Origin of the sequence: Micromonospora globbae (genome assembly GCF_036184225.1) — a bacterium.
GTDB classification, from domain to species: domain Bacteria; phylum Actinomycetota; class Actinomycetes; order Mycobacteriales; family Micromonosporaceae; genus Micromonospora; species Micromonospora globbae.
Genome location: NZ_CP108084.1, coordinates 5,195,072 through 5,215,257, shown reverse-complemented (window position 1 = coordinate 5,215,257; position 20,186 = coordinate 5,195,072). Strand labels below are relative to the sequence as shown.

The 20,186-nt window shown below is 72.6% G+C and carries 18 protein-coding genes; 8 read left to right on the top strand and 10 right to left on the bottom strand.

Annotation, left to right across the window (positions count from 1 at the left end; all coding sequences use genetic code 11):
* Window positions 1–613: 613 nt before the first annotated feature.
* Complete coding sequence (locus tag OG994_RS23545) at window positions 614–1,420, top strand: prepilin peptidase (protein WP_328851006.1); 807 nt, start codon at window positions 614–616, stop codon at window positions 1,418–1,420.
* 157 nt (window positions 1,421–1,577) lie between these two features.
* On the opposite strand, the gene OG994_RS23540 is transcribed toward OG994_RS23545, so the two are convergent.
* The gene (locus tag OG994_RS23540) at window positions 1,578–2,207 is read right to left on the bottom strand and encodes a phosphatase PAP2 family protein (protein ID WP_120328113.1); all 630 of its coding nucleotides are present in this window, start codon (window positions 2,205–2,207) and stop codon (window positions 1,578–1,580) included.
* Between the two features lie 253 nt (window positions 2,208–2,460).
* Between OG994_RS23540 and OG994_RS23535 the strand changes: the two genes are divergently transcribed.
* Window positions 2,461–4,782: a glycoside hydrolase family 65 protein gene (locus tag OG994_RS23535; RefSeq protein ID WP_328853776.1), complete on the top strand. Its 2,322-nt coding sequence runs from the start codon at window positions 2,461–2,463 to the stop codon at window positions 4,780–4,782.
* A gap of 107 nt (window positions 4,783–4,889) precedes the next feature.
* Here OG994_RS23535 and OG994_RS23530 read toward each other — a convergent pair whose 3' ends face one another.
* Both OG994_RS23530 and OG994_RS23525 read right to left on the bottom strand, forming a co-directional pair.
* The gene (locus OG994_RS23530; protein ID WP_328851005.1) at window positions 4,890–5,354 is read right to left on the bottom strand and encodes a hypothetical protein; all 465 of its coding nucleotides are present in this window, start codon (window positions 5,352–5,354) and stop codon (window positions 4,890–4,892) included.
* 133 nt (window positions 5,355–5,487) lie between these two features.
* Window positions 5,488–6,066 carry a TetR/AcrR family transcriptional regulator gene (locus OG994_RS23525; RefSeq protein ID WP_328851004.1) on the bottom strand — a complete coding sequence of 193 codons (579 nt, stop codon included), beginning with the start codon at window positions 6,064–6,066 and terminating at the stop codon, window positions 5,488–5,490.
* 153 nt (window positions 6,067–6,219) lie between these two features.
* Here OG994_RS23525 and OG994_RS23520 point away from each other — a divergent pair, with 153 nt between their 5' ends.
* Window positions 6,220–7,794 carry a carboxylesterase/lipase family protein gene (locus OG994_RS23520; RefSeq protein ID WP_328851003.1) on the top strand — a complete coding sequence of 525 codons (1,575 nt, stop codon included), beginning with the start codon at window positions 6,220–6,222 and terminating at the stop codon, window positions 7,792–7,794.
* 92 nt (window positions 7,795–7,886) lie between these two features.
* Entirely contained in the window at window positions 7,887–9,035 is a 1,149-nt protein-coding gene (locus tag OG994_RS23515; protein ID WP_328851002.1) for a low temperature requirement protein A, read from the top strand.
* Between the two features lie 3 nt (window positions 9,036–9,038).
* Here OG994_RS23515 and OG994_RS23510 read toward each other — a convergent pair whose 3' ends face one another.
* The 3 genes from OG994_RS23510 to OG994_RS23500 form a co-directional block, all read right to left on the bottom strand.
* A complete protein-coding gene (locus OG994_RS23510) occupies window positions 9,039–10,106 on the bottom strand; it encodes a COG1470 family protein (RefSeq protein WP_328851001.1) in 1,068 nt (355 codons plus the stop codon).
* A gap of 85 nt (window positions 10,107–10,191) precedes the next feature.
* Window positions 10,192–12,162, bottom strand: coding sequence for a metallophosphoesterase family protein (locus tag OG994_RS23505; protein WP_328851000.1), 1,971 nt, complete (start codon window positions 12,160–12,162; stop codon window positions 10,192–10,194).
* Window positions 12,163–12,286: 124 nt separating this feature from the next.
* A complete protein-coding gene (locus OG994_RS23500) occupies window positions 12,287–13,504 on the bottom strand; it encodes a HupE/UreJ family protein (RefSeq protein ID WP_328850999.1) in 1,218 nt (405 codons plus the stop codon).
* 173 nt (window positions 13,505–13,677) lie between these two features.
* On the opposite strand from OG994_RS23500, the gene OG994_RS23495 reads away from it, so the two are divergent.
* A complete protein-coding gene (locus OG994_RS23495; protein WP_328850997.1) occupies window positions 13,678–14,358 on the top strand; it encodes a type 1 periplasmic-binding domain-containing protein in 681 nt (226 codons plus the stop codon).
* Window positions 14,359–14,550: 192 nt separating this feature from the next.
* Here the strand turns inward: OG994_RS23495 and OG994_RS23490 are convergent, their stop codons facing one another.
* From OG994_RS23490 to OG994_RS23480, 3 genes are all read right to left on the bottom strand, one after another.
* Window positions 14,551–15,387, bottom strand: coding sequence for an LppX_LprAFG lipoprotein (locus tag OG994_RS23490; RefSeq protein WP_120328104.1), 837 nt, complete (start codon window positions 15,385–15,387; stop codon window positions 14,551–14,553).
* Window positions 15,388–15,520: 133 nt separating this feature from the next.
* The gene (locus OG994_RS23485) at window positions 15,521–16,714 is read right to left on the bottom strand and encodes a hypothetical protein (protein WP_120328103.1); all 1,194 of its coding nucleotides are present in this window, start codon (window positions 16,712–16,714) and stop codon (window positions 15,521–15,523) included.
* Window positions 16,711–17,529, bottom strand: a complete 819-nt coding sequence (locus OG994_RS23480) for a class I SAM-dependent methyltransferase (protein ID WP_328850996.1) — start codon at window positions 17,527–17,529, stop codon at window positions 16,711–16,713. Before OG994_RS23480 ends, OG994_RS23485 begins: the two co-directional genes overlap by 4 nt.
* A 207-nt stretch (window positions 17,530–17,736) precedes the next feature.
* Here OG994_RS23480 and OG994_RS23475 point away from each other — a divergent pair, with 207 nt between their 5' ends.
* The 3 genes from OG994_RS23475 to OG994_RS23465 all read left to right on the top strand — a co-directional run bounded on the left by OG994_RS23475 (window position 17,737) and on the right by OG994_RS23465 (window position 19,608).
* Complete coding sequence (locus OG994_RS23475; RefSeq protein WP_120328102.1) at window positions 17,737–18,318, top strand: hypothetical protein; 582 nt, start codon at window positions 17,737–17,739, stop codon at window positions 18,316–18,318.
* On the top strand, window positions 18,308–19,012 hold the full coding sequence (locus tag OG994_RS23470; RefSeq protein WP_328850995.1) for a beta/alpha barrel domain-containing protein: 705 nt from the start codon (window positions 18,308–18,310) through the stop codon (window positions 19,010–19,012). The genes OG994_RS23475 and OG994_RS23470 overlap by 11 nt, the downstream gene beginning before the upstream one ends.
* A gap of 101 nt (window positions 19,013–19,113) precedes the next feature.
* Window positions 19,114–19,608, top strand: coding sequence for a hypothetical protein (locus OG994_RS23465; protein ID WP_328850994.1), 495 nt, complete (start codon window positions 19,114–19,116; stop codon window positions 19,606–19,608).
* A gap of 18 nt (window positions 19,609–19,626) precedes the next feature.
* On the opposite strand, the gene OG994_RS23460 is transcribed toward OG994_RS23465, so the two are convergent.
* Complete coding sequence (locus OG994_RS23460; protein ID WP_328850993.1) at window positions 19,627–20,076, bottom strand: iron chaperone; 450 nt, start codon at window positions 20,074–20,076, stop codon at window positions 19,627–19,629.
* Window positions 20,077–20,186: the final 110 nt, after the last annotated feature.

The following is a 20,186-nucleotide window of genomic DNA, read 5'->3' as shown; positions in this document are numbered from 1 at the left end:
CGGTGGCCCGCCCGGCGGCCACCTCGTTGACACCGCCGGGCATGCGGAAGCGCACCCGAATGGTCACATCCGGGGTCGTGGATTGCGCTGTCGCATTTACCGCTACGGATTCCTTACAAAAGTGAAGTTCGATGCCGTCCTGTCGTCTCGTGAGGCTTGCGTCACACCCAAGGGGCGAGCATAGGCTGACGTCCGCCGATGCAACAGAGGAAATTCATGTGACTACTGGGTGTGATGACGGGTGGTGGCGGCCGGTGCCGGCGCCGGGGTGCCGTGTGGCCGGGTCGCGGCGATGCCCGGCGCCTCCGGACGGCCGGCCGGGGTCGTCGCCGGATGGCGGTCGCGGTGGCCGGACGACGGAGGCGAGTCGACCCCCTCGTGGCGTCTCGCCCGATCCGTCCCCCGTCCGTGCGGTCGCACGCGGTGGCTCATGGCGGGATTCCCGCAGATGGGCACACCCGCCCGGGTGGCCGGAGCGGGTCGTCCCTTTCCGCGCCATCCGCCACACCCGAGCGATCGTTAAGTTACGCTCCGTGTCCGCATCTTCCGGCCTGCGTGACGCCCACGGCATGCGCGCACCGGACGCGGCCGGGCATCCCGTACGGAGGTCGTCATGGCGCTGACCGGGCCACCCGCCACCCCGGCGGAGGCCGGACGGGGGCCGCGCACCCACCCGCACGCGGCCTCCGGGTCCGGGCGCCTGGCCGCGGTGGTCGCGGCGCTGGCGCTCACCCCGATCCTGCGGCGGGCGGTGCTGCGCCACGCGGTACCGGCGGGCGCCGAGCCTCGCGCCGGCTGCCCGGCCTGCGGCACGCCCGTCGACCTGCGGCACCCGTGGCCGGCGCTCGGTCCGCCGGGCCGCTGCGCGGTGTGCCGCGCCCGGGTCGGGCCGCCACCGGCCACGGTCGAGCTGGCCGCCCTCGCGGCGGTGGCGGTGCTGGCGGTGCTCGGCCCGCCCGCCGCCGAGCTGGCGGCGGTGGCCTGGTGGCTCGGCTGGGCGCTGCCGCTGTGCTTCGTCGACGTGGCCGTGCACCGGCTGCCCGACCGGTTCACCTGGCCCGCGGCGGCCGGTGTCGGCGTCCTGCTCGGCCTCGCCGCGCTGACCGGCGCCGGCGCGGGACCGTGGCTGCGGGCGGTGCTGGGCGGCGTCGGGCTGGCGATCTTCTTCGTCGCCACCACCCTGCTCCTCGGCGCGCGAGGCTTCGGGCTGGGCGACGCCAAACTGTCGCTCGGCGTCGGCGCGCTGCTCGCCTGGCACGGCTGGGCGGTGCTGGTGGCCGGGCTGATGTCCGCCCTCGGGCTGGCCGCGCTGGCGAGCGTCGGACTGCTGCTGGCCGGACGGGTCCGGTGGACCGGGCACGTCCCGTTCGGGCCGTTCCTGGTGCTCGGGACGGTCGCCGCCCTGCTCCTGGCCGGCTGACCGCGCCGAGCGCCCCCGGCCGCGACGGCGCGCCCCGGCCGCGACGGCGCGCCCGGCCGAGGCGGCCCGGCGACGCTCCGGCCGAGGCGGCCCGGCGACGCTCCGGCCGGGGCGATCCGGCGACGCCCCGGCCGAGGCGGTGATGCGGCGGCGCGGGCTAGCGGCGGGTGGAGCCGCCCACCGGATCGGCGACCGGGCGCTCGGCGCGGGACCGGCGCCGTAGCAGCGCGGCGGCCGGACGGGCGAGCAGCGGCACGAGCAGCAGGACCACGATGGCGCCGAGCAGCATGCCGGCCACCACGTCGTGCGGGTAGTGCACGCCCACGAAGACGCGGGAGAACGCCGCGAGCGCCGCGAGCGGCAACGCGACCAGCCCGATCCGCCGGGAGAGCAGCAGCGTGGCCACCGCCAGCGCACCGGCGACCGTGGCGTGGTTGCTCGGGAAGGACCAGTCACCCGGCGCGGGGCAGGTGCCGGCGATGATCGCCCGGGTGGCCGCCCGGCAGGGCCGGTCCTCGTCCACCACGGTCTTGAGCCACTCGCTGCACACGTACGCGAGGACCACGGGAACCGGCGCGACCAGGGCGAGTGCGCGGTCGCGCGGGCCGCCGCCGAGGCGGGTGAGCGCCGCGACCAGCAGCAGCAGGCCGAGCAGCAGGATGGCCCCCTCGGTGAAGTGCCCGGCGAACCACTGCACGGGTTCCGGGCTCCCGTCGGCCACGTCGACGATGTCGTGGTACCAGTCGACGCTGATGTCCGGTACGCCCGTCGCGCCGGTCTCCACCATGTCTCACCTCACTGTTCGTTCATACTCCGTTCACCTGGAAGAAGGGTGCCAATCACCGGGAACCCGGCGGCAGGCCCGAAGGCCAGGAGATCCGTACGACCTTTGTCGTAGGGAGGGGCCCGCCGGGGTACGACCGGAGGACGTCGACACCACGGGAGGTCGCGTGCACATCGTCGCCACGGCCGGCCAGCCGGCAGCCGCCACGTCGGGTCAGCCGCCGGCGGGGACGTCGCCTGAGGACGAGAGCTGGCGGATCCGGCGTACCGGGGCCGACCTGGACCGGCTCGCCGAGACAGAATCGATCTTCGCGCTGGCCAACGGCTGGGTCGGCTGGCGCGGCACGCTCGACGAGGGCGAGCCGTACGGGATGCCGGGCAGCTACCTCAACGGCTTCCACGAGCGGCGCAAGCTCGACTACCCCGAGGGCGGGTACGCGTTCCCGGAGGCCAGCGACACGGTGGTGAGCGCGCCGAACGCCGCCCTCATCCGGCTCTGGGTCAACGGGGAGCCGCTGGACATCCGCACCGGCACGCTGCGTACCCACGAACGGGTGCTGGACCTGCGGGCCGGTGTGCTGCGCCGCGACACCGAGTGGATCTCACCGGGCGGCCACGGCGTGCGGATCCGCAGCACCCGGCTGGTGTCCCTGCCCCGGCGCCCGGTCGCCGCCGTCCGCTACGAGGTGGAGCCGCTGGACGGGCCGGTCGAGCTGCGGGTCTGCTCGGACCTGCTGGCCAACGAGAACGTGCCGCAACGCTCCGACGACCCGCGGGCCGCCACGGTCGTCCAGGACCCGCTGACCGCCGAGGCCCGCCGCTCCGACGGACTCGACGGCGTGCTCGTGCACCGCACGGACCGCAGCGCCCAGCGGGTCGCCGTGGCGGTCGCCCACCTGGTCGACGCGCCGGCCGTGGTCGCGGTCGACGGTGACTGCACGCCCGACCGGCTGCGGCTGACGCTCACCGGTCCGCTGGCGCCTGGCGAGCGGGTGCGCCTCACGAAGTTCGCCGCGTACGAGTGCGCCCCGGTGGACGGGACGCCTCCGGACGAGCTGGCCGACCTCGTGGTGGCCGAGGCGGCCGCCGCCCGCGCGGACGGCTTCGACACCCTGCTGGCCGCGCAGCGGGCGGCGCTGGACGCCGCGTGGCGCACCGCCGACGTGGAACTCGACGGCGACCCGGAGCTCCAGCAGGCCGTCCGGTTCGCGATCTTCCACCTGCTCCAGGCGGGCCGCCCCGACGGCGACCGGACCATCGCCGCGAAGGGGCTGACGGGCAACGGCTACGACGGCCACGTGCTGTGGGACACCGAGGGCTACGTCCTGCCGGTGCTCACCTACCTCGCCCCGGAGGTGGCCCGGTCGGCGCTGCGCTGGCGCCACGCTCACCTGCCGGAGGCGCGGGAGCGGGCCGCCGAGCTGCGGCTGGCGGGCGCCACGTTCCCGTGGCGGACCATCGGCGGCCGGGAGTGCAGCGGCTACTGGCCGGCGGCCACGGCGGGACTGCACGTCAACGCCGACATCGCCGACGCCGTCCTGCGGTACGTGGCGGCCACCGGCGACACCCGATTCCTCGCCGGGCCGGGCCTGGAACTGCTCGTGGAGACGGCCCGGCTGTGGCACCGTTTCGGTCACCGCTCCGACGACGGCGCCTTCCATCTGTTCGGCGTCACCGGCCCGGACGAGTACAGCGCGCTGGCCGACGACAACGTCTTCACCAACCTCATGGCGCGGCGCAACCTGCGCGGTGCGGCCGACGCCGCCGAGCGCTGTCCCGAGGCCGCCGCCGCGCTCGGGGTGGACGCCGCCGAGGTGGCCGCCTGGCGGGCCGCCGCCGACGCGATGGCCGTCCCGTACGACCACGAGCGCGGCGTGCACCAGCAGTCGGCCGGCTTCACGGCGCAACCCGAGTGGGACTTCGCGAACACCGGCGAGGACGACTACCCGCTCCTGCTGCACCACCCCTACCTGGAGCTGTACCGCCGGCAGGTGGTCAAGCAGGCCGACCTGGTGCTGGCCATGCTGCGCTGTCCGGGCGAGTTCACGGCCGAGCAGAAGGCCCGCAACGTCGCCTACTACCAGCCCCGCACGGTCCGCGACTCCTCGCTGTCGGCCGCGCCGCAGGCGGTGCTCGCCGCCGAGGTCGGGCACCTCGACCTGGCGTACGACCTGTTCGCCGAGTCCGTCCTCCAGGATCTGGCGGATCTCGGCGACAAGACCGCGGACGGGCTGCACCTCGCCTCGCTGGCCGGGGCCTGGCTGGCCCTCGTGCAGGGCTTCGGCGGGATGCGCGACGACCAGGGGGTGCTCTCCTTCGACCCGCGGCTGCCGCGCCGGATCGACCGGCTCGCGTTCCACCTGCGCTGGCGGGGCCACCGGCTACGGGTCACGCTGACCGCCGGGGAGGCCCGCTACGAGCTGCCCGACGCGGGACCGGAGGCCACCGTGGAGGTGTGGCACCACGGTGAACGTCTCCGGGTCGGCGTCGCGCCGGTGACCCGGCCGATGCCCCCGGTGCCGGACGCCGGGCCCGAACCGCCCTGCCCACCCGGCCGCCGGCCGCCGCGCCGGGCCTGACGGGACCAGCGGCGACGGCGGTCGAGCCGGGCCGCCGGGCTCGACCACACTCGCGACGGCGCCGGCCGAGCCGCGCCTGACCGGACCCGCGGCGGGCCCCCCGGCGGCTACTCGGCGGTGAGTCCGCCGGACATCCGTTCCCGGACCTTCGCCAGCTCCTCGAAGGCGTACGCCCAGTTGTGGCACTTGAAGCTGCGCAGCCCGTCGATGGCGGTGTGGCAGTCGGCGCAGCGGACGCCGGGGATGGCGTCGGGCACCTCGGTGTTGACGTACTTGCGGTCGCCGAGGATCACCATGGCGATCATCGTGCGGTCGTGGACCCCGTCGAGGGCCGACGAGACGATGTCGTACCAGGTCAGGCGCCGGCCGCACTTCGGGCAGTCCGGTTCGTCGCCGCTCACCCACAGGGGCGCGCCGATGCTGCGCGGCGGGATGCCGAGCAGCTTCTCCAACCGCCGTACGTCGGCGTCGGGGGTCGTCCACCGGTGCCGGCCGGGCAGCGCGGCGGGCGAGTCGTAGACGGCACGGAACAGCTCCGGTTCGACCTCGACGGTCTCGCGCTGACGGGTCATCGGCGTCCTCCTCGACGGTCGGTGCCCCCACCGTGGGTCCGCCCTGGCGGGGGGTGCAGCCGGATCAACGACACGACGGCCCGCCGGGTCGCCCGTCGGGCGGGCCTCCCGCCGAACGGGCGCCGGACGCCGGTCAGCCGATGATCTTCGCGAGGGCGCGGAGGCCCTCCACCACGTCGGCGCCGGTGGGCGCGTGCTCGGGGTCGGAGAGCATCTGGATGACCACCCCGGACATGAGCGCGACCTGGACCATGCCGAGGGTCCGCACGGAACGCTCCGACACGTCCGGCTCGGGGACGCTCTCCAGGATCGCCGCCATGCCGCTGCGCCCCTGCCGGATCCCGTCGGTGAGGTGCGGGAGGAGTTCGGGCTGCCGCTGTGCCTGCATGAACAGCTCCATGGAGGCCAGCCACGTCTTCGGGTGGGCGCGGGCCTGCGCGAGGAGTTCGTCCCACATCCGCTCGTACGCCTCGGCGGCGCCGAGGTCGGGCGCGTCGGCGGGGACGAGCGCCCGCCCGGACAGGTCACCCCACTCGTCGAGGATCGAGAACAGGGCCTGGAACAGCAGGTTCTCGCGGGAGCCGAAGTGGTAGCCGATGGCGGCCATGCTGACGCCCGCCGTGGTCGCGATGTCGCGGACCGTCGTGCGCTCGAACCCCTTCTCCAGCAGGCAGGTCTTCGCCCCGGCCAGCAGGGCCTCCCGGTTTCCCATGCCGAACAGGCTAGCAAGCCCTGGATCGAACGACTGAGACAACCGACTCAGGCGACCGCCTTGCGCAACCGCCTTGGGCAAACGCCTTGCGCGTCCGCCCAAATCTGCCCTACGGTTCTCCCCGACACCCGGTCTCACGACAGGAGAACCACCATGAACACCTCCCCCCGGCGCCGGAGGCGGCTCCTCACGGGCCTCGTCCTGGCCGCCCTCACGGCGACGGTCGGCGTTGCCGGCCCCGCGACCGCGGCACCCGGCCGTCCCGCCGTCGTCGAGACCGACAAGGGCGCCGTGCGCGGCACCGTGGCCGGTGGTCTCCGGACCTTCCAGGGCATCCCGTACGCCGCGCCGCCCGGTCGCTGGACCTCGCCCCGGCCCGCCGCACCCTGGTCCGGAGTCCGCGACGCCACCCGACCGGGAGCGGCGTGCGCGCAGCCCGTGGGCCTGCCGGTCGGCGTGCCGAGCGAGGCGGAGGACTGCCTCTACCTCAACGTCACGACCCCGGGCAGGAAGGGCGACGACCTGCCGGTCATCGTGTGGATCCACGGCGGCAGCCTGATGTACGGCACCGGCGACATGTACGGGCCGGACCGGCTCGCCGAGGACGCCGTCGTCGTGTCGATGAACTACCGGCTCGGCGTCATGTCGTTCCTCACCGACCCGGCGCTCGACGCCGGCACGGCGTACGGCTCCGGCAGCCTCGCCCTCGAGGACCAGCAGGCGGCGCTGCGCTGGGTCCGGGCGAACATCCGCGAGTTCGGTGGCGACGCCGGCAACGTCACGATCATGGGCCAGTCGGGTGGCGGATACGCGGTCTGCGACCACCTCGCGTCCCCCATGTCGGCCGGACTGTTCCACCGTGCCGTCGTCCAGAGCGCACCCTGCGCCACCGGCGGCTCCCGCACCCGCGCCGAGGCCGAGGCCGACAGCGCCGCCGTCATCGAGGCGGTCGGCTGCGCCGACGCCACCGACGTGGCGGCCTGCCTGCGGTCGGACGAGACCACGGTCGCCGAGCTGCTGGCGGCGTACGGCCCGTGGGGTGAGCCGCGACCGGTGTCCGGCACGCCGCTGCTGCCGCTCTCCCCGGCCGAGGCCTTCCGCACCGGGCGGTTCAACCGGGTGCCCGTCCTGATCGGCGTGAACCACGACGAGGAGAACGGCAGGTACGGCGGGCTGGAGGTCAACCCGGGCGGGGCGCCCATCCCCGCCGAGGCGTACGAGTCCGCGGTCCGCGACGAGTACGGCGCCGACGCCGACGCGATCCTGGCCCGCTACCCCCTGTCCGAGTACGGCAACTCGGCCGGCCTCGCCCTGTCGACCATCGGCACGGACCGGAACTGGTCGAACCCCACGTACGACACGGCCGGGCTGCTGTCGAGGTGGACGAAGACCTGGATGTTCGAGTTCGCCGAGGAGGACACCCCGTGGTTCGTGGGGTACGACGAGCCGAGCTTCCCCTGGCGCGCCCAGCACATGGCGGAGCTGGCGTACCTGTTCGACCTGGACCTCTTCCGGCCGTTGGACCGGACGCAGGAGCGGCTCGCCGACCGGCTGATCGGCGCCTGGACCCGGTTCGCCGTGGCCGGTGACCCGAACGGCGGCCGGGAGGGCGGCTGGCGGGCGTTCACGCAGCGGCGCCCGTACGTCCAGTCGCTGACCTCGGGTGCCTGGACGGCGACGGACTTCACCCGCGACCACGAGTACGCGTTCTGGTCGAGCCTCGCCTGAGACCGACGGCGAGCGTGGCGTACCTGTCGGCTATCGCCACGCTCGCCGCCCGTCCCGTGGTACGACAAGGTGGAGCGGCCGGAGGAGCGGCGATGGTGAGCGGACCGGAACGGCTGCTGCGGCACCGGGACGATCCGGCGCACGCGACCTTCCTCGAACTCTTCTTCGACCTCGCGTTCGTGTTCGCGCTCAACCAGCTGAGCACCACCCTGCTGGCCGACCTCAGCATCGGCGCCGCACTGCGGACCGCGCTCCTGCTCGCGGCGATCTGGTGGTTGTGGGTCACGACCACCTGGGCCGCCGACTGGTACGCCCCGGGCACGCGCGTCCTGCGGGTGCTGCTGGTCGGCTCCGCGCTCGGTGGGCTGCTCATGGGAGCGGCCACGCCGGAGGCGCTGGGCGAGCGGGCCGGGCTCTTCGCCGGCGCCCTCGTGGCGGTCGGAGTGTGCCGGGGCCTGCTCGGCATCGTCGTGCTGCGCCACCATCCACGCCGCCGGCGCAGCCTGCGGATCCTGTGCTGGTTCACCGCCGGCGGCCTGCTGTGGATGGCCGGGGTCTTCGCGCCGGCGGCCCGCGTCCCGCTCTGGACGCTCGCCCTGGTGATCGACTACAGCGGGCCCAGCCTGGGTTGGCCGGTGCCCGGCCTGGGCCGGGCCGCACCGGAGGAGCTGCGGCTCACCGGTCGCCACCTCGCCGAGCGGTTCCAGCAGGTCTTCGTCATCTCGCTCGGTGAGCTGATCCTGACGGCCGGTCTCGTCTACAGTGAGGTCGGCGCCCGTCCCGCCCACACCGCCGCGTTCCTGCTGGTCTTCGCGACGGCGGTGTTGCTGGGCCTGCTCTACGTCACCCCGGCCGGCCAGCAGCTCGCCCCGGCCATCGAACGCGCCGACCCGACCCGGCTCGGTCCGACGTCCGCATACCTGCACTTCGTGATCGTCGCCGGGGTGGTGACCACCGCCGCCGGAGCGGAGCTGGCCATCGCCCACCCCGCCGAGGCCGGGGCCGTGGCCGTCGTGGTGGCCGGGCCCGCGCTGTTCCTCACCGGGCGGTTGCTGCTCTCCGCCGCCATCCACCGGCGGATCTCCTGGCCGCGGCTGGCCGGGATACCCGTGCTGGCCGCGGTCGGCGTGCTGGCGGCGGATCTTCCGCTGCTCGCCGCGAGCGCGGGCATCGTGGTGATCCTGTCCGTGGTGAGCGTGGTGGACCGGGCGGGGGTCCTCACCGCGCGTCAGGTCGTCTGACCGCTACGCCTCCTGGCCGCGGAGCGCCTGGGCGACGGCGTCCCGCACGCGGGCGTCCTCGCGCTGCTTGCGCCGCGCGCGGCCACGGCGGGCGAGGCGGAGGGTCACGACGACCACCGCGACCAGCGCGGCCACCAGCAGCATCAGGGCCCAGGGACCGGCCCAGCCGTACGCCGTGCCCGTCACCGCCTCCAGCGGGGTGACGGAGCCGGACGGGTCGGTGAGCAGCGGGGTGAGGGTGGCGGTGGCGGCGAGCCGGATGGCGGGGCTCACGTTCCGGACCGGTGCCGTGACCGTCCAGCTCTCGCCGGGGAGCAGCTCCGGTGCCGCCGGAAGGTCGTCGGCCGTCGCCCGCAGCAGCCCGAACGGGCCGGCGACCGTGGCCTTCTGCTGGCTCGACAGCGCCGCGTTGCCGGTGTTGCGGATCCGGTAGGTGACGGTCGCGTCGCCCCGGCCGAACGGGTTCCACGTGCCGGAGTAGTCGACGTGCAGGTCCTCGACGGCGAGGCTCGGCTTCAGCTCGCCGCCGACCCGCAGCTTGATCCGGATGCCGAGGCGGCGGTCCACGTTGATGCCCTGGGCCTGGTCGGGCTGGGTCAGCGAGGTTAGGATGCCGCCCACGTAGTCGCCGGGCGTGGCGTTGTCGGGGACGTCGACCGTGAAGGGGACGGTGGCGGTCTTCCCCGGCTGGATCGCGACGCTGGCGGCACCGGCGCGGACCCACGCCCCGACGGCGACGGACTTCTTGTCCCTGGTGAGCAGGTCGAGCTGGCCGGCGTCGGTCGTGAAGCCGTCGGCGGCGTACACGGTCAGGTTCAGCGGCGCGGGACCCCGGTTGGCGACCACCATGGCGTCCTCGAGGTGACCACCGGGATTGACGGTGTAGCTGAAGCTGGACCGGGTCGCGCCGTAGCTGTTGGAGGCCGTGCGGACCGTCCAGGCGACGTCGCCGTCCGCCGCCGAGGCGGGGCCGGCACCGACGCCGACGGCCGCGACGGCGGCGAGCAGGAGGGCGGTCGTACGGAGGAACGTGGTGGTCGTGGTCTTCCAGCGCGTTGCGGGCGCGTGCATCTCTGGTCCTTGATCTTGGAGGGTGTGGAACGGGTGGCGGGGTAGGCGCCCGTAGGTGCCTACCCCGCTCTGCGGAACCGATCGGTCAGCTGCTCAGGGCAGTAATCGTGAGGGTGGCGCGGTAGCTGCCCTTCGCGACCTCGTTCGGGAACTTGAGGTCGAGGTCGGCGCCGAGCTTCGCGGTGCCGCGGGCGTGGCCCTGGTCGGCCGCACCGAGGCCGCGCGAGATCGCGAGGCCCTGGCCCTGGTCGTCGTACCCGGAGACCACGGCCGAGCCGGCCTGGGCCCCGGCGCCGGCCTCGACGACCTTCGGCGACCACCCGAGGTAGGAGCCGGAGAAGGTCTTGTCGCCGTCGCGGAAGTCGCTCACGTTGGCCGAGATCGACCACGGGGCCAGCGAGAAGCGGCTGTCCGACACGACGATCGGGTTGATCGAGCCGGTCGCCTCGAAGTACCAGCCGTTGCGCTCCTGGGCGGTGCCCAGGTTCACCAGGCCGTTGTAGCCGTCGATCGTCCAGCCGAACTCACCCGTCGCGGTGGGCACGTTGACCTGGATGTCCTGGCCGTTGCCGTGGTACGGGTGGATCGTCACCTTGTCGACGATCGAACCGACCGGCTCGCCCTCCGGTGTGTTGGTGCAGGAGAGGCCCTTCTCGACCGCCGCGTTCGGGGCCGCGCAGGTGCCGCTGCGGATGTTCTCGACGACCAGCTTGTCGGCCTTGACCTGGACCTTCACGTAGCTGCGGACGTGCTCCTGGTTCTGCACCGAGTTGTACCAGTAGCTGTCCGGGTTCAGCGGGTCGGGCCCGTTGCCGTGCGGGTCCTTGTCGGCCGGGTTCGGCTTCTTGATGTCGTAGTACTTCGAGCCCGAGGCCGAGTTGGCCGTCACGTAGATGACGCCGCCCGGGCCGGGGAACACCTCGGCCGCGCCCGGCTGCTCGGCCGGGTTCTCCTTCTGGCCGTTCTTGATGGCGTAGCTGCGGGAGTAGCTGTGGTCGTGCCCCTGCAGCACCATGTCCACGCCGAGGTCGGAGAACGCGGTCGTGAAGTCCTTCCGCCGCTGCTTGTTGTCGCCGTCGGTGGCGTGGCTGGCCGGCGAGTAGATGGAGTGGTGGTAGACCAGCACCGTCCACTTCGCCTCGGCGCCGTGCTTCTTCACGACGTCGGTGACGTACGCGACGTGCGCCGCGTCCCCGCCGAGCGAGCCGTCGGTCGGGTTGACGTAGCTGTTGCTGTTCAGGTCGATGAACAGCACGTCCTTGTAGATGTACCAGAAGTCACCGCCGGAGCGGGTCGACTGGTCCCCGTTGTAGTACTGGCTCGACCGGTCCGTGTTCGGGGTGAAGTGGTGCTGCTCCCAGGACTTGCCGCCCACGTCGTGGTTGCCGATGGTCGCCGCGACCGGGTACTTCCGCAGCTCGTCGGGGGCGAGGAACGCGCTCCACTGGGCCTCGTTGTTCGCGGACTCGACGTGGTCGCCGCCGGAGACCAGCAGCTCGATGTCCGGGTTCGCGGTGGTGGCGTACCGCAGGGTCTCCGCCCAGCCGGCCTGGTCCTTCGCGATGTCGCCGGAGGAGCCGATCTGCGGGTCGCCGAAGAACAGGAAGTCGTAGTCGCCCTCGAAGTCCTGCGTCCGGAAGGAGTACGCCGGCGACCAGCTGCCCTCGGAGCCGACCCGGTACGAGTAGGCCGTGTTCTCCTTCAGGTTGGTGATGGTGACGTGCCGGTTGTAGCCGGTGGTGGAGGTGTTCGCCGCGCCGACGGCGTCGAAGCTGACGGCATCGGCCGGGAACTCGCCGTTGACGATCGAGGCCGTCGGGGCGACCTGGACCTTCTGGGCGGTGTCGGCGGACGAGTACCAGGTCACGATGCGCTGGGTCTCGTTCGCGCCCACCCCGAGGATGATGCCGCTGTAGGTGGAGGCCTCGGCGGCGCTGGCGGCGGTGGTCAGACCGCCGGCCAGGGCCACGCCCAGCCCGAAGATGGCGGCGGCGGCCCCTGCGGCCACCCGACGCCGCGCACGCCCGGGGGCCTGCGCTGTGGTGCTCGGTCTCATCGATCTCCGTCCTTTTCCTGATGAGAGGTGTTGCGAGAGCGTCCTCAACGTGGCCCCGTCCGATGAACCGATCATGAATCCGGCCGGACCGGCTGGCATCGCTCCCACGAAGACCCGTGCGAGGTCACGCCCCGCTGACCCGCTGCACGAACCAGAACAGCCCCATGACGGTCACGCCCGCCGAGACCGCGCCCGTCGCCCAGAGGCCGGCCACCGGCGAGCGACGGCGCAGCACCGCCAGCAGCGGGAAGACCACGGCGATGATCGCGAGCTGGACCACCTCGATGCCGACGTTGAACACCAGCAGCGACCAGAGCAGTTGCCACGACCACGCCTCCTCGATGCCCAGCGCGCCCGCGAACCCCAGCCCGTGCACGAGGCCGAAACAGAAGACGACACCGAGGCGGATCCAGCCGGAACGGTCCAGGCTGAGGTGGCCGTGCCCCGCCGTTTCGAGGTCGGTGGCGTGGTCGCCGCGCCGCCAGATCCGCCACAGGTGCCAGCCGGCGACCACGGCGATGGACAGCGCGATGACGGGCTCCACGACGGCCGCCGGCACGTCGACCACCCCGAGGGCGGCCAGCATGAACGTCACCGAGTGCGCCAGGGTGAAGCTCGTGGCCGCGAGGACGATCTCGCGCAGGCGCCGGGACCCGGCGATGAGCGCCAGCAGGAACAGGATGTGGTCGAGGCCGGTCAGCAGGTGTTCGGCGCCCAGGCGGAGGAACTTCCAGAACCGCTCGTACCACGACTGGGCGGTGGAGAAGGACGGGTGGCCGGCGTCGAGCGCCGCGCTGCCGGAGGCGCCGTCGATCTCGTACGTGAGGATCGTCCTGGTGCCCCTGACGTAACCCTCGTCGTCGGCGAAGAGGACACTGCGCACCTCGTGCGCGTCGCCCCGCACCGGGCACGCCCAGTCGAGCAGCAGCCGGGCGTACGGCACACCCTCCCGCACACCCATCGTGTACGCGCCGACCTGCGTCGGCGTGCACTCCGCGCCCCCGGAGGCGACCGAGAACCGCTTCGTGACGTACCCGATCGTGGAGCGCTGGTGCGCGTTCAGGGCCGCGGCCATGGCCTCGCCGTCGCGGTCATCGAACGCGGGCTGGCCCTGCCGGAAGAGGGGGTCGTCGTCCTCGCTGTCGGCGGCGGAGACGACGAACAGGTCGTACTCGAGTTCCAGCGTCGTCCGTACGTGGCCGTCGTCGCCGACGGCGACGTCCCCGTAGACCGTCGACGTGAACCCGTGGGCGAGGGCCGGCGCGGCGTGCAGAAAAGTGATCACCGCCGCGGCGAGCCCCACGACGGTGATGACGATGCTTCTGGCGATCCGTTGCGACATGCTCATTCCTTCGGTTGGCCAGTGCACCGTGCACGTCCCGGATGAACGGGAACCGGTCGACCGACGAACCGTTGGCAAACAAAGACCCAGGCCAGGGCAGGGGCAGCGGGTATCCGGCGTGCCGTGCGATAGGAAGGAGCACGCACCCTCGTACGCCTGGAAAGGACGACCACGTGCGCCCCCCGCTCCGGGCCGTTGCCGTGCTGGCCGCGGCCGCCGCCCTGCTCGCCGGATGCAGTTCCGGCGACGACTGGTCGCAGCCGCGCCCCAAGCCCATCCCCGTCGGCGCCCTCGGCCCGGGGTTCGTCGACCCCTCCCACCCGCCGATCCCGGAGGGGACCGTCACCCCGCGGCCCGGGAGCTGGGACGCGGTCCACCCGCCGAAGGGGTACCGGGTCGTGCTGCTCACCGCCGGCGACGACGCCCCGACCCGGGCGCTCGCGACGGCGGTGAAGAGCTGGGCCGAGGACGAGGACGTCGACCTGCGGACCATCGTTCCCGCGGACGCGCACGACTTCGTGCCCAGCGTCGACCGGGCCGTCCGGATGCGCCCGGACCTGATCGTCAGCGCCGGCAACGACCTCGTCGACCCACTCGCGATGGTCACGCCGAACCACCTGTCGCAGCAGTTCCTCGTGGTGGGCGCCGAGCTGGCCGAGCCCACGCACAACGTCACGGCGGCCGACTGGTCCGGGGCGTCGTTCCGGGGGGAGGGGCTGGGCATGTCCTCGACGTACGACCCTGGCTCGTTCACGGCGGAGCGCTGCGCGGCGGCGGTGCGGGCCGGCGTGGCGGCCGTCCTCCACGACCTGACCGGCGTCGTGATCTGGCTCGACGAGCACCCGCCCGCATGAGGAACGGCCCCGGCGCGGGTCGCACCCGGGCCGCTCGACGAGCGTCGGTCAGCCAAGCGCCGGCGCTGGTCACGTACTCGCCGCCGTGCACCGGGTCCGATCCCGGCGCGCCACCGTCGATCCCCGCCGGGCGCCAGAAACGGCGCTGCCCGGCCGGTGACGCGCACCGGCCGGGCAGTCGTCCGGCTCTCGTCAGTTCCCGGCGGCCAGGTCGCCGAGGCCCTTCAGCATGTCGGCGAGATCGGTCGTCTCCCCGGCGGGCGGCGTCTCGATGGTCACCGGCTTGCCGTAGTCGGTGTAGTCCATCGTCATGTCGCTCATCGTGCCCATCACCATGTGGACCCGGCGCGGCCGGTACTGCTCGTCGACCCAGAGGTCGAGCGTGACCTCCTTGACGCCCTGCTTCGTCAGCTCCTGCTCGACCTGCGCCCGCATCTCGGCGTCGACCTGCCCGAGGTAGTTCGCCACGGGCGCGGTGACGGTGTAGTGGACCGTCCGGGCCCCGTTCACCGTCTCCTCGCCGACGACCGTGACACCCTCGGTGGCGAGCAGCGTCTTGACCTGCTTGGTCGGGTCGACGTCCTCGAACTGCTTGGAGAAGTCCATGCCCATCGGGGCACCGGCCGCGGCCACGTCCAGCTTGATCCAGCGCTTCCCGCCGATGCTGGCGCGGTCCGCCTCGGGGATCTCCACGTAGACGACGGCGCCGATCATCCGGACGGTGACCGGGGAGCCGTCCGGGCCCGTGGTCTTCATCTCGGCCTTGACCGGGTCACGGAGGTCCAGCACACCCTGCATCGAGAGCTTCTGGCCGGCCGCCGTGCCCTCCATCGCCACGGTCACCGAGTCGGACTTGTCGGTGGCGTCGACCGTCTTCTGCAGCGAGCCCTTGAGGTCGCTGGCGAGCAGCTCCAGCACGGTGGGCTGCTTCGGCTCCTCCGACGAGCCGGGCTTCGCGCCGCAGGCCGACACGGCGAGCGCCGTGAACGCGGAGACCGCGACGACGGTCGTCTTCTTCCACAGTGACACGTGACAGCTTCTTTCCCCGAAGGAGTCTGGGGGAGCCCCCAGATAGACGGACGACACGCTATATCAACGGGTCAACCCCGGACGGCCGCCCTCCCGCCGCACGACCGGCGGCGGAACCCGTCGATTCCGCCGGTCACGGGTTGCCGGCCGGCCCGCGGTCGGGGGACTCGTTCTCGCGCGCGTCGCGCTCGCGGGACCAGAGGATCGTCGCGGCCAGCATGCCGGCGGCCAGCAGGATCACCCCGGACACCGTCACCATCTTCGTCCCGTTGCCCACCTCGGGCAGCAGGAAGGCGGCGATGTCCAGCAGGAAGGCCGCGGACGCGACCACGGTCAGCGCGGCGGCCACCCGGTTGAGCCGGCCGTCCAGCCGTTCGCTGCGCAGCGAGGATTCGGCGAGCAGCGAGGCGTTGACGTGGGCGAGCAGCTTCTCCGCGCGTTCGTGCGTACCGTCGAGGCCGATCGTCTCGCGGGCCGCTATGTACGTGGCGCGGTGATCCTGGCCCGACTCGACGCGGTACGCGTCGAGTCGGTGGTAGTCGGCCCACACGCCGTCGAGGAAACGCCGGAACTCCGGCCCCTCCAGTCGGCCCGGCGCCGCCCGGGCCAGCTCGGTCAGTATCTGGAGCCCGCCGACGCTGGCACCGACCAGCACCGACTGCTGGGCGACGGCGATGTCCGCCGGCTCCAGCATCGTCAGGATCTCGTCGATCCTCTCCGGGGCCGGGTCGTCGTCCCAGGCGTACGTGTAGGGCAGCAGGATCCGGCAGTGGGCGCCCAGCACCAGGCCGGGCACCCGGCGGTCCGGCTCCCAGACGGGGTCCCGGGCGATGAAGTGGCAGTTGTAGCGGACGGCGCGGGGGTGGACCTCCGTCCAGTCGTCGGCGGAGGCCCCGCCCGGCGGCACCACCACGTGGGCGAAGAGCCCCGACTGCCGCGCACCGGCGAGCACGTCCCGCAGCAGCGCGCGGTCGGCCTCGCGGAGCTGGCGGTTGACCGAGGCGTCCATGGTGGCCAGCTCGTGGGCGTCCAGCTTCCGGAGATCGTTCGCGTGGCGCAGGGCGTACGTCAGGAGGACGGCGCCGGCGGCGAGGATCCGGATCCGGCAGGCGACGATCGTGAGGTCGGGGAGGCTGATGGCGGCCCGGACCATCGCCGTCAGATCGACCTCGACCGTCTCCTCCGAGTTGTAGGCCACCGAGCCGAGCGTCCCCGGTACGGGCCGGAGTTCACCGCGTCCCGGGACCACCACGCGGTCCACCGTCCGGTCGACGGCGGTGTAGTGCAGGGGATAGGCCCTCGTCTGTACGTGCAGGACATCGGTCATATCCCGGCCACCGCGACGTGCTCCGGGATCAGCTCCGTCTCGGGCACGACGGCCTCGCCGAGGTACCGGCGCTGGAGGTCCTCCGGACTGTGGTTGTCGACCGGACCGCCCACGACCGCCGCGATGTCGCTGGTCGTCAGGTACGTGGCGTCCTCGGGCACCGACCGCCTCCGGAACCACCGGCGCTGCGCCTCCAGCACCGGATGGTCCGCGGCGGCCGACGGCCAGTAGCTGACCACCGTGAGGGAGTCCGGGTCCGCCGAGACCCCGAGCCCGGTCACCGCCCGCGCGTCGTCCGGGGGCAGGTAGAACACCAGTCCCTCCGCCACGTACGCGATGGGCCGCCCGTCGGCGAACCGTCGGATGCGGTCCAGGAGCCGGCGGCGTGCCTCCGCGTCGTTGAGGTCCGCGGCGACGTGCTCGACCTTCCGCTGGTCGAGCACACCGGCCGCCCGCAGCTCGGCGGCGCGTCGCTGCTTGGCGGCCACGATGTGGGGCAGGTCGATCTCCATCGCCGCGGCGAACGGCAGCAGCCACGGGTACGAGGAGAAGCCGGCCCCGCACACCACGAGCACCGTGTCACCGCGCTTGTCCAGCGCCTGGCCGAGGGTCTCCAGGACGACCCGGCCGCGCAGCGACACGACCAGGTCGTCGTGCGGGTACACCTCGGCGGCGAATTCGTCCCACAGCTCCCGAACCGCGCCGCGTTGCTCCGCGGAGATCCACTCTGCCGCCAGCGGATCGGCGGCGAGATCCTCGCGCCGCGCTCGCGATTCGTTGACCAGGTAGGCGGTGAGTCCGACGTCGTCACGCACGTCCACATAGAACCACGGGGTGACAACGGGGCGGAACCGAGGACGTGAGCCGGCCGGAGTGTCGCAGTGTCCGGTGTGGATCGACGGTGCAGTGAGAGACGTGGATGTGCGGTAGTCTGCCGCGGAGCGTGATCACGCTGGGCGACCGGAGGGACACATGGGGGCAAGCCGGACCTCGTCGCACTGCCGACCGCCGGGGTCCGCACGATGACGAGACCCAGGAACCCGGGCGGGGGCAACGGCGACGGCGGGAACCCGCGCCCGGACGGCGACGGCGACGGCGACACCGGTACCCCTTCCGGGCGACGGCCCGGCACCAGCAAGGTCCCGGACAACATCAGCCAAGCCCACGACGAGCTGGCGAAGACGGCGGAGCGGGGCCGCCCGGAGGAAGAGGGACAGCAGCCGACCAAGCAGCCCGACTCCGACTCCACCACCTCCGACGGGGAGACCCCGGACGCGTTCGTCGACTCGATCGTCAGCGACCCGAAGTCGGTCGCCGGCCGGTCCGCCGAGGACATCGCGCAGCAGTTCAACGACGCGGGTTACCCGGCCACGGTGCAGCAGAGCACCAAGAAGGGCACCTCGGGCAACGCCGTGCAGGTGCGGATCCAGGGCCACCCGGAGATCACCAACATCCAGGTCCATCCCGGCGGCGGGCGCCACACGCCGGAGGGCTCGCCGTACTGGAAGATCTCGACGAGCACGGCTGGGAAGATCTGGGTGATTCCCGAGGACTTCCGGGGCGCGGACGACCTGAACGGAAATGTGGTGCGGTATGACGAATAAGCTCATCAAGGTCGATCGCGTCCGCTCCGTCGCCGAGGCGGTGGCGGTCGAGGAGCTGGGCGCCGGACTCGTCGGCGTCGCGCTCGACGAGGATCCCCGGTTCGCCGACCGGCGGGTTGTCTCCGCGGACCTGGCCGCGGAGATCGGCAGGTCGTTGAGCCGGGCGAAGTTCGTCGTGGAACTGGACTTCCGGGAGGACCCCCGCGAAGCCCTTCGCAGGGCGGAACTGCTCCGGCCCGACCTCGTCCAGCCGATCACCGGCGCGGTCCCGCCGGACGAGATGCGGGCCGCGCTGAGCGGGGCCGGCGTGGGCATCGTCTACGCGGGCATCGAGATCGCCCACGATGACGACCCCTCCTGGGTGCTGAGCCGGTACGCCGACACGAACGACCTCAACGCCGCCCTCTTCCAGGCCGACGTGCTGCCCGAGTACCGGAACTCCTGGGAGTTCCTGCGGGACGAGGCGCCCGAGTTCGAGGACGAGTTCCAGATCGGCGACCTGAACCAGCTCGGCCGTGACCACCCGCTGGTGGCCGCGTTCAATTTCACCCCGCGCAACGTGGGCGAGATCGTCGCCACCCTTCCGGGGATCCGGGGCATCGCGCTGACGCTCGCCGACAACGCCACCCGCACCGACCTGCACTTCCTGCGGTACGAGGCGGCGGTCGAGGTGTTGCACGCGCTGCGGTCCTGACGACCCGTCCGGCTCCACCTCCTGGCCGGTGCGGATGCGCACCGGCCAGGAGCCGCAGCGCCAGCCTGGTGTTCGTCGATGGCTGTTGGGACCATGGCGCCATGAACCCGGGCCCGCCTGACACTCAGGTCGAAGATCAGGTCTCGCGAGACGTTCTCATTGCGGCGTACACCGTGGTCGGCGCGCGTCGCACGTCACTGGACACGATGATGTGGCAGGTCCCCGCACTGGCCACCGCGGCGCAGGCCTTCCTTCTCACGATCGCCCTGCAGACGGACGGTTCGCGTGCCGCCCAGGCCATCGCAGCCGCTCTCGGCGCCGTCCTCGCTGTGCTGTCGGCACAACTGATGGCCAAACACCGCCACCTCGAAATGAGCGACAGCCGGTTGACGGAGCGGATCGAACGGCAGTTGGGGCTTGAGCGCGGTCTCGGAGTAGCTCCCCACGCCGCCGGCCGGCTCCGCCTCGGCGAACGCCAGCCGTGGTGGATCCGGCTGTCGTCGTACCGACTCTGGCTGGTCGGTGTGGCCACGTTCGGCGTCGCGGACCTGGTCGTGGCCTTCGACGCGATGGCGAACCTGGGTCTCCTCGGTTGAGCCAGGGCGTGCCGCGGGTCAGGCGATCGCGGCCTTCACCACCTCGATGATCTTCTGCTCCACCTCGGGGCTCCACTTCTGGATGGCGTACGACACCGGCCAGATGTCCCCGTCGTCGAGCGTGGCCGCGTCCTGGAACTCCAGCGTCGAGTAGCGGGTGTTGAACTTGCCGGAGTTCTTGAACGCGACGATGAGCTTGCCGTCGGCGTTCGCGTAGGCGGGCATCCCGTACCAGGTCTTCGGCGACAGGTCCGGAGCGGTGGCGGTGATGGTCATGTGCACGCGCTCGGCGAGCGCCCGGTCGTCCGGCGACATCTTCGCGATGCTGTCGAGGGCGGCCTGAAGCTCGTCGGCCTTCTTGGCGCCCTTCTTGCCCTGGGCGCGCAGCTCGGCGGCGCGCGCCTTCATCGCGGCGCGCTCCTCGGCGCTGAAGCCGTCGGATCCGGTGTTGACGTTCTCAGCGGACATGTCCAGGCTGCCTTTCGACGTTGCAGGGCTCGGCGCGGTGCCGGCCGTATGAAGGAAGGCTAGGTCGCGGCACATCCGGCCGCTTCTTGAATCCTGATCACGTTCAGGCC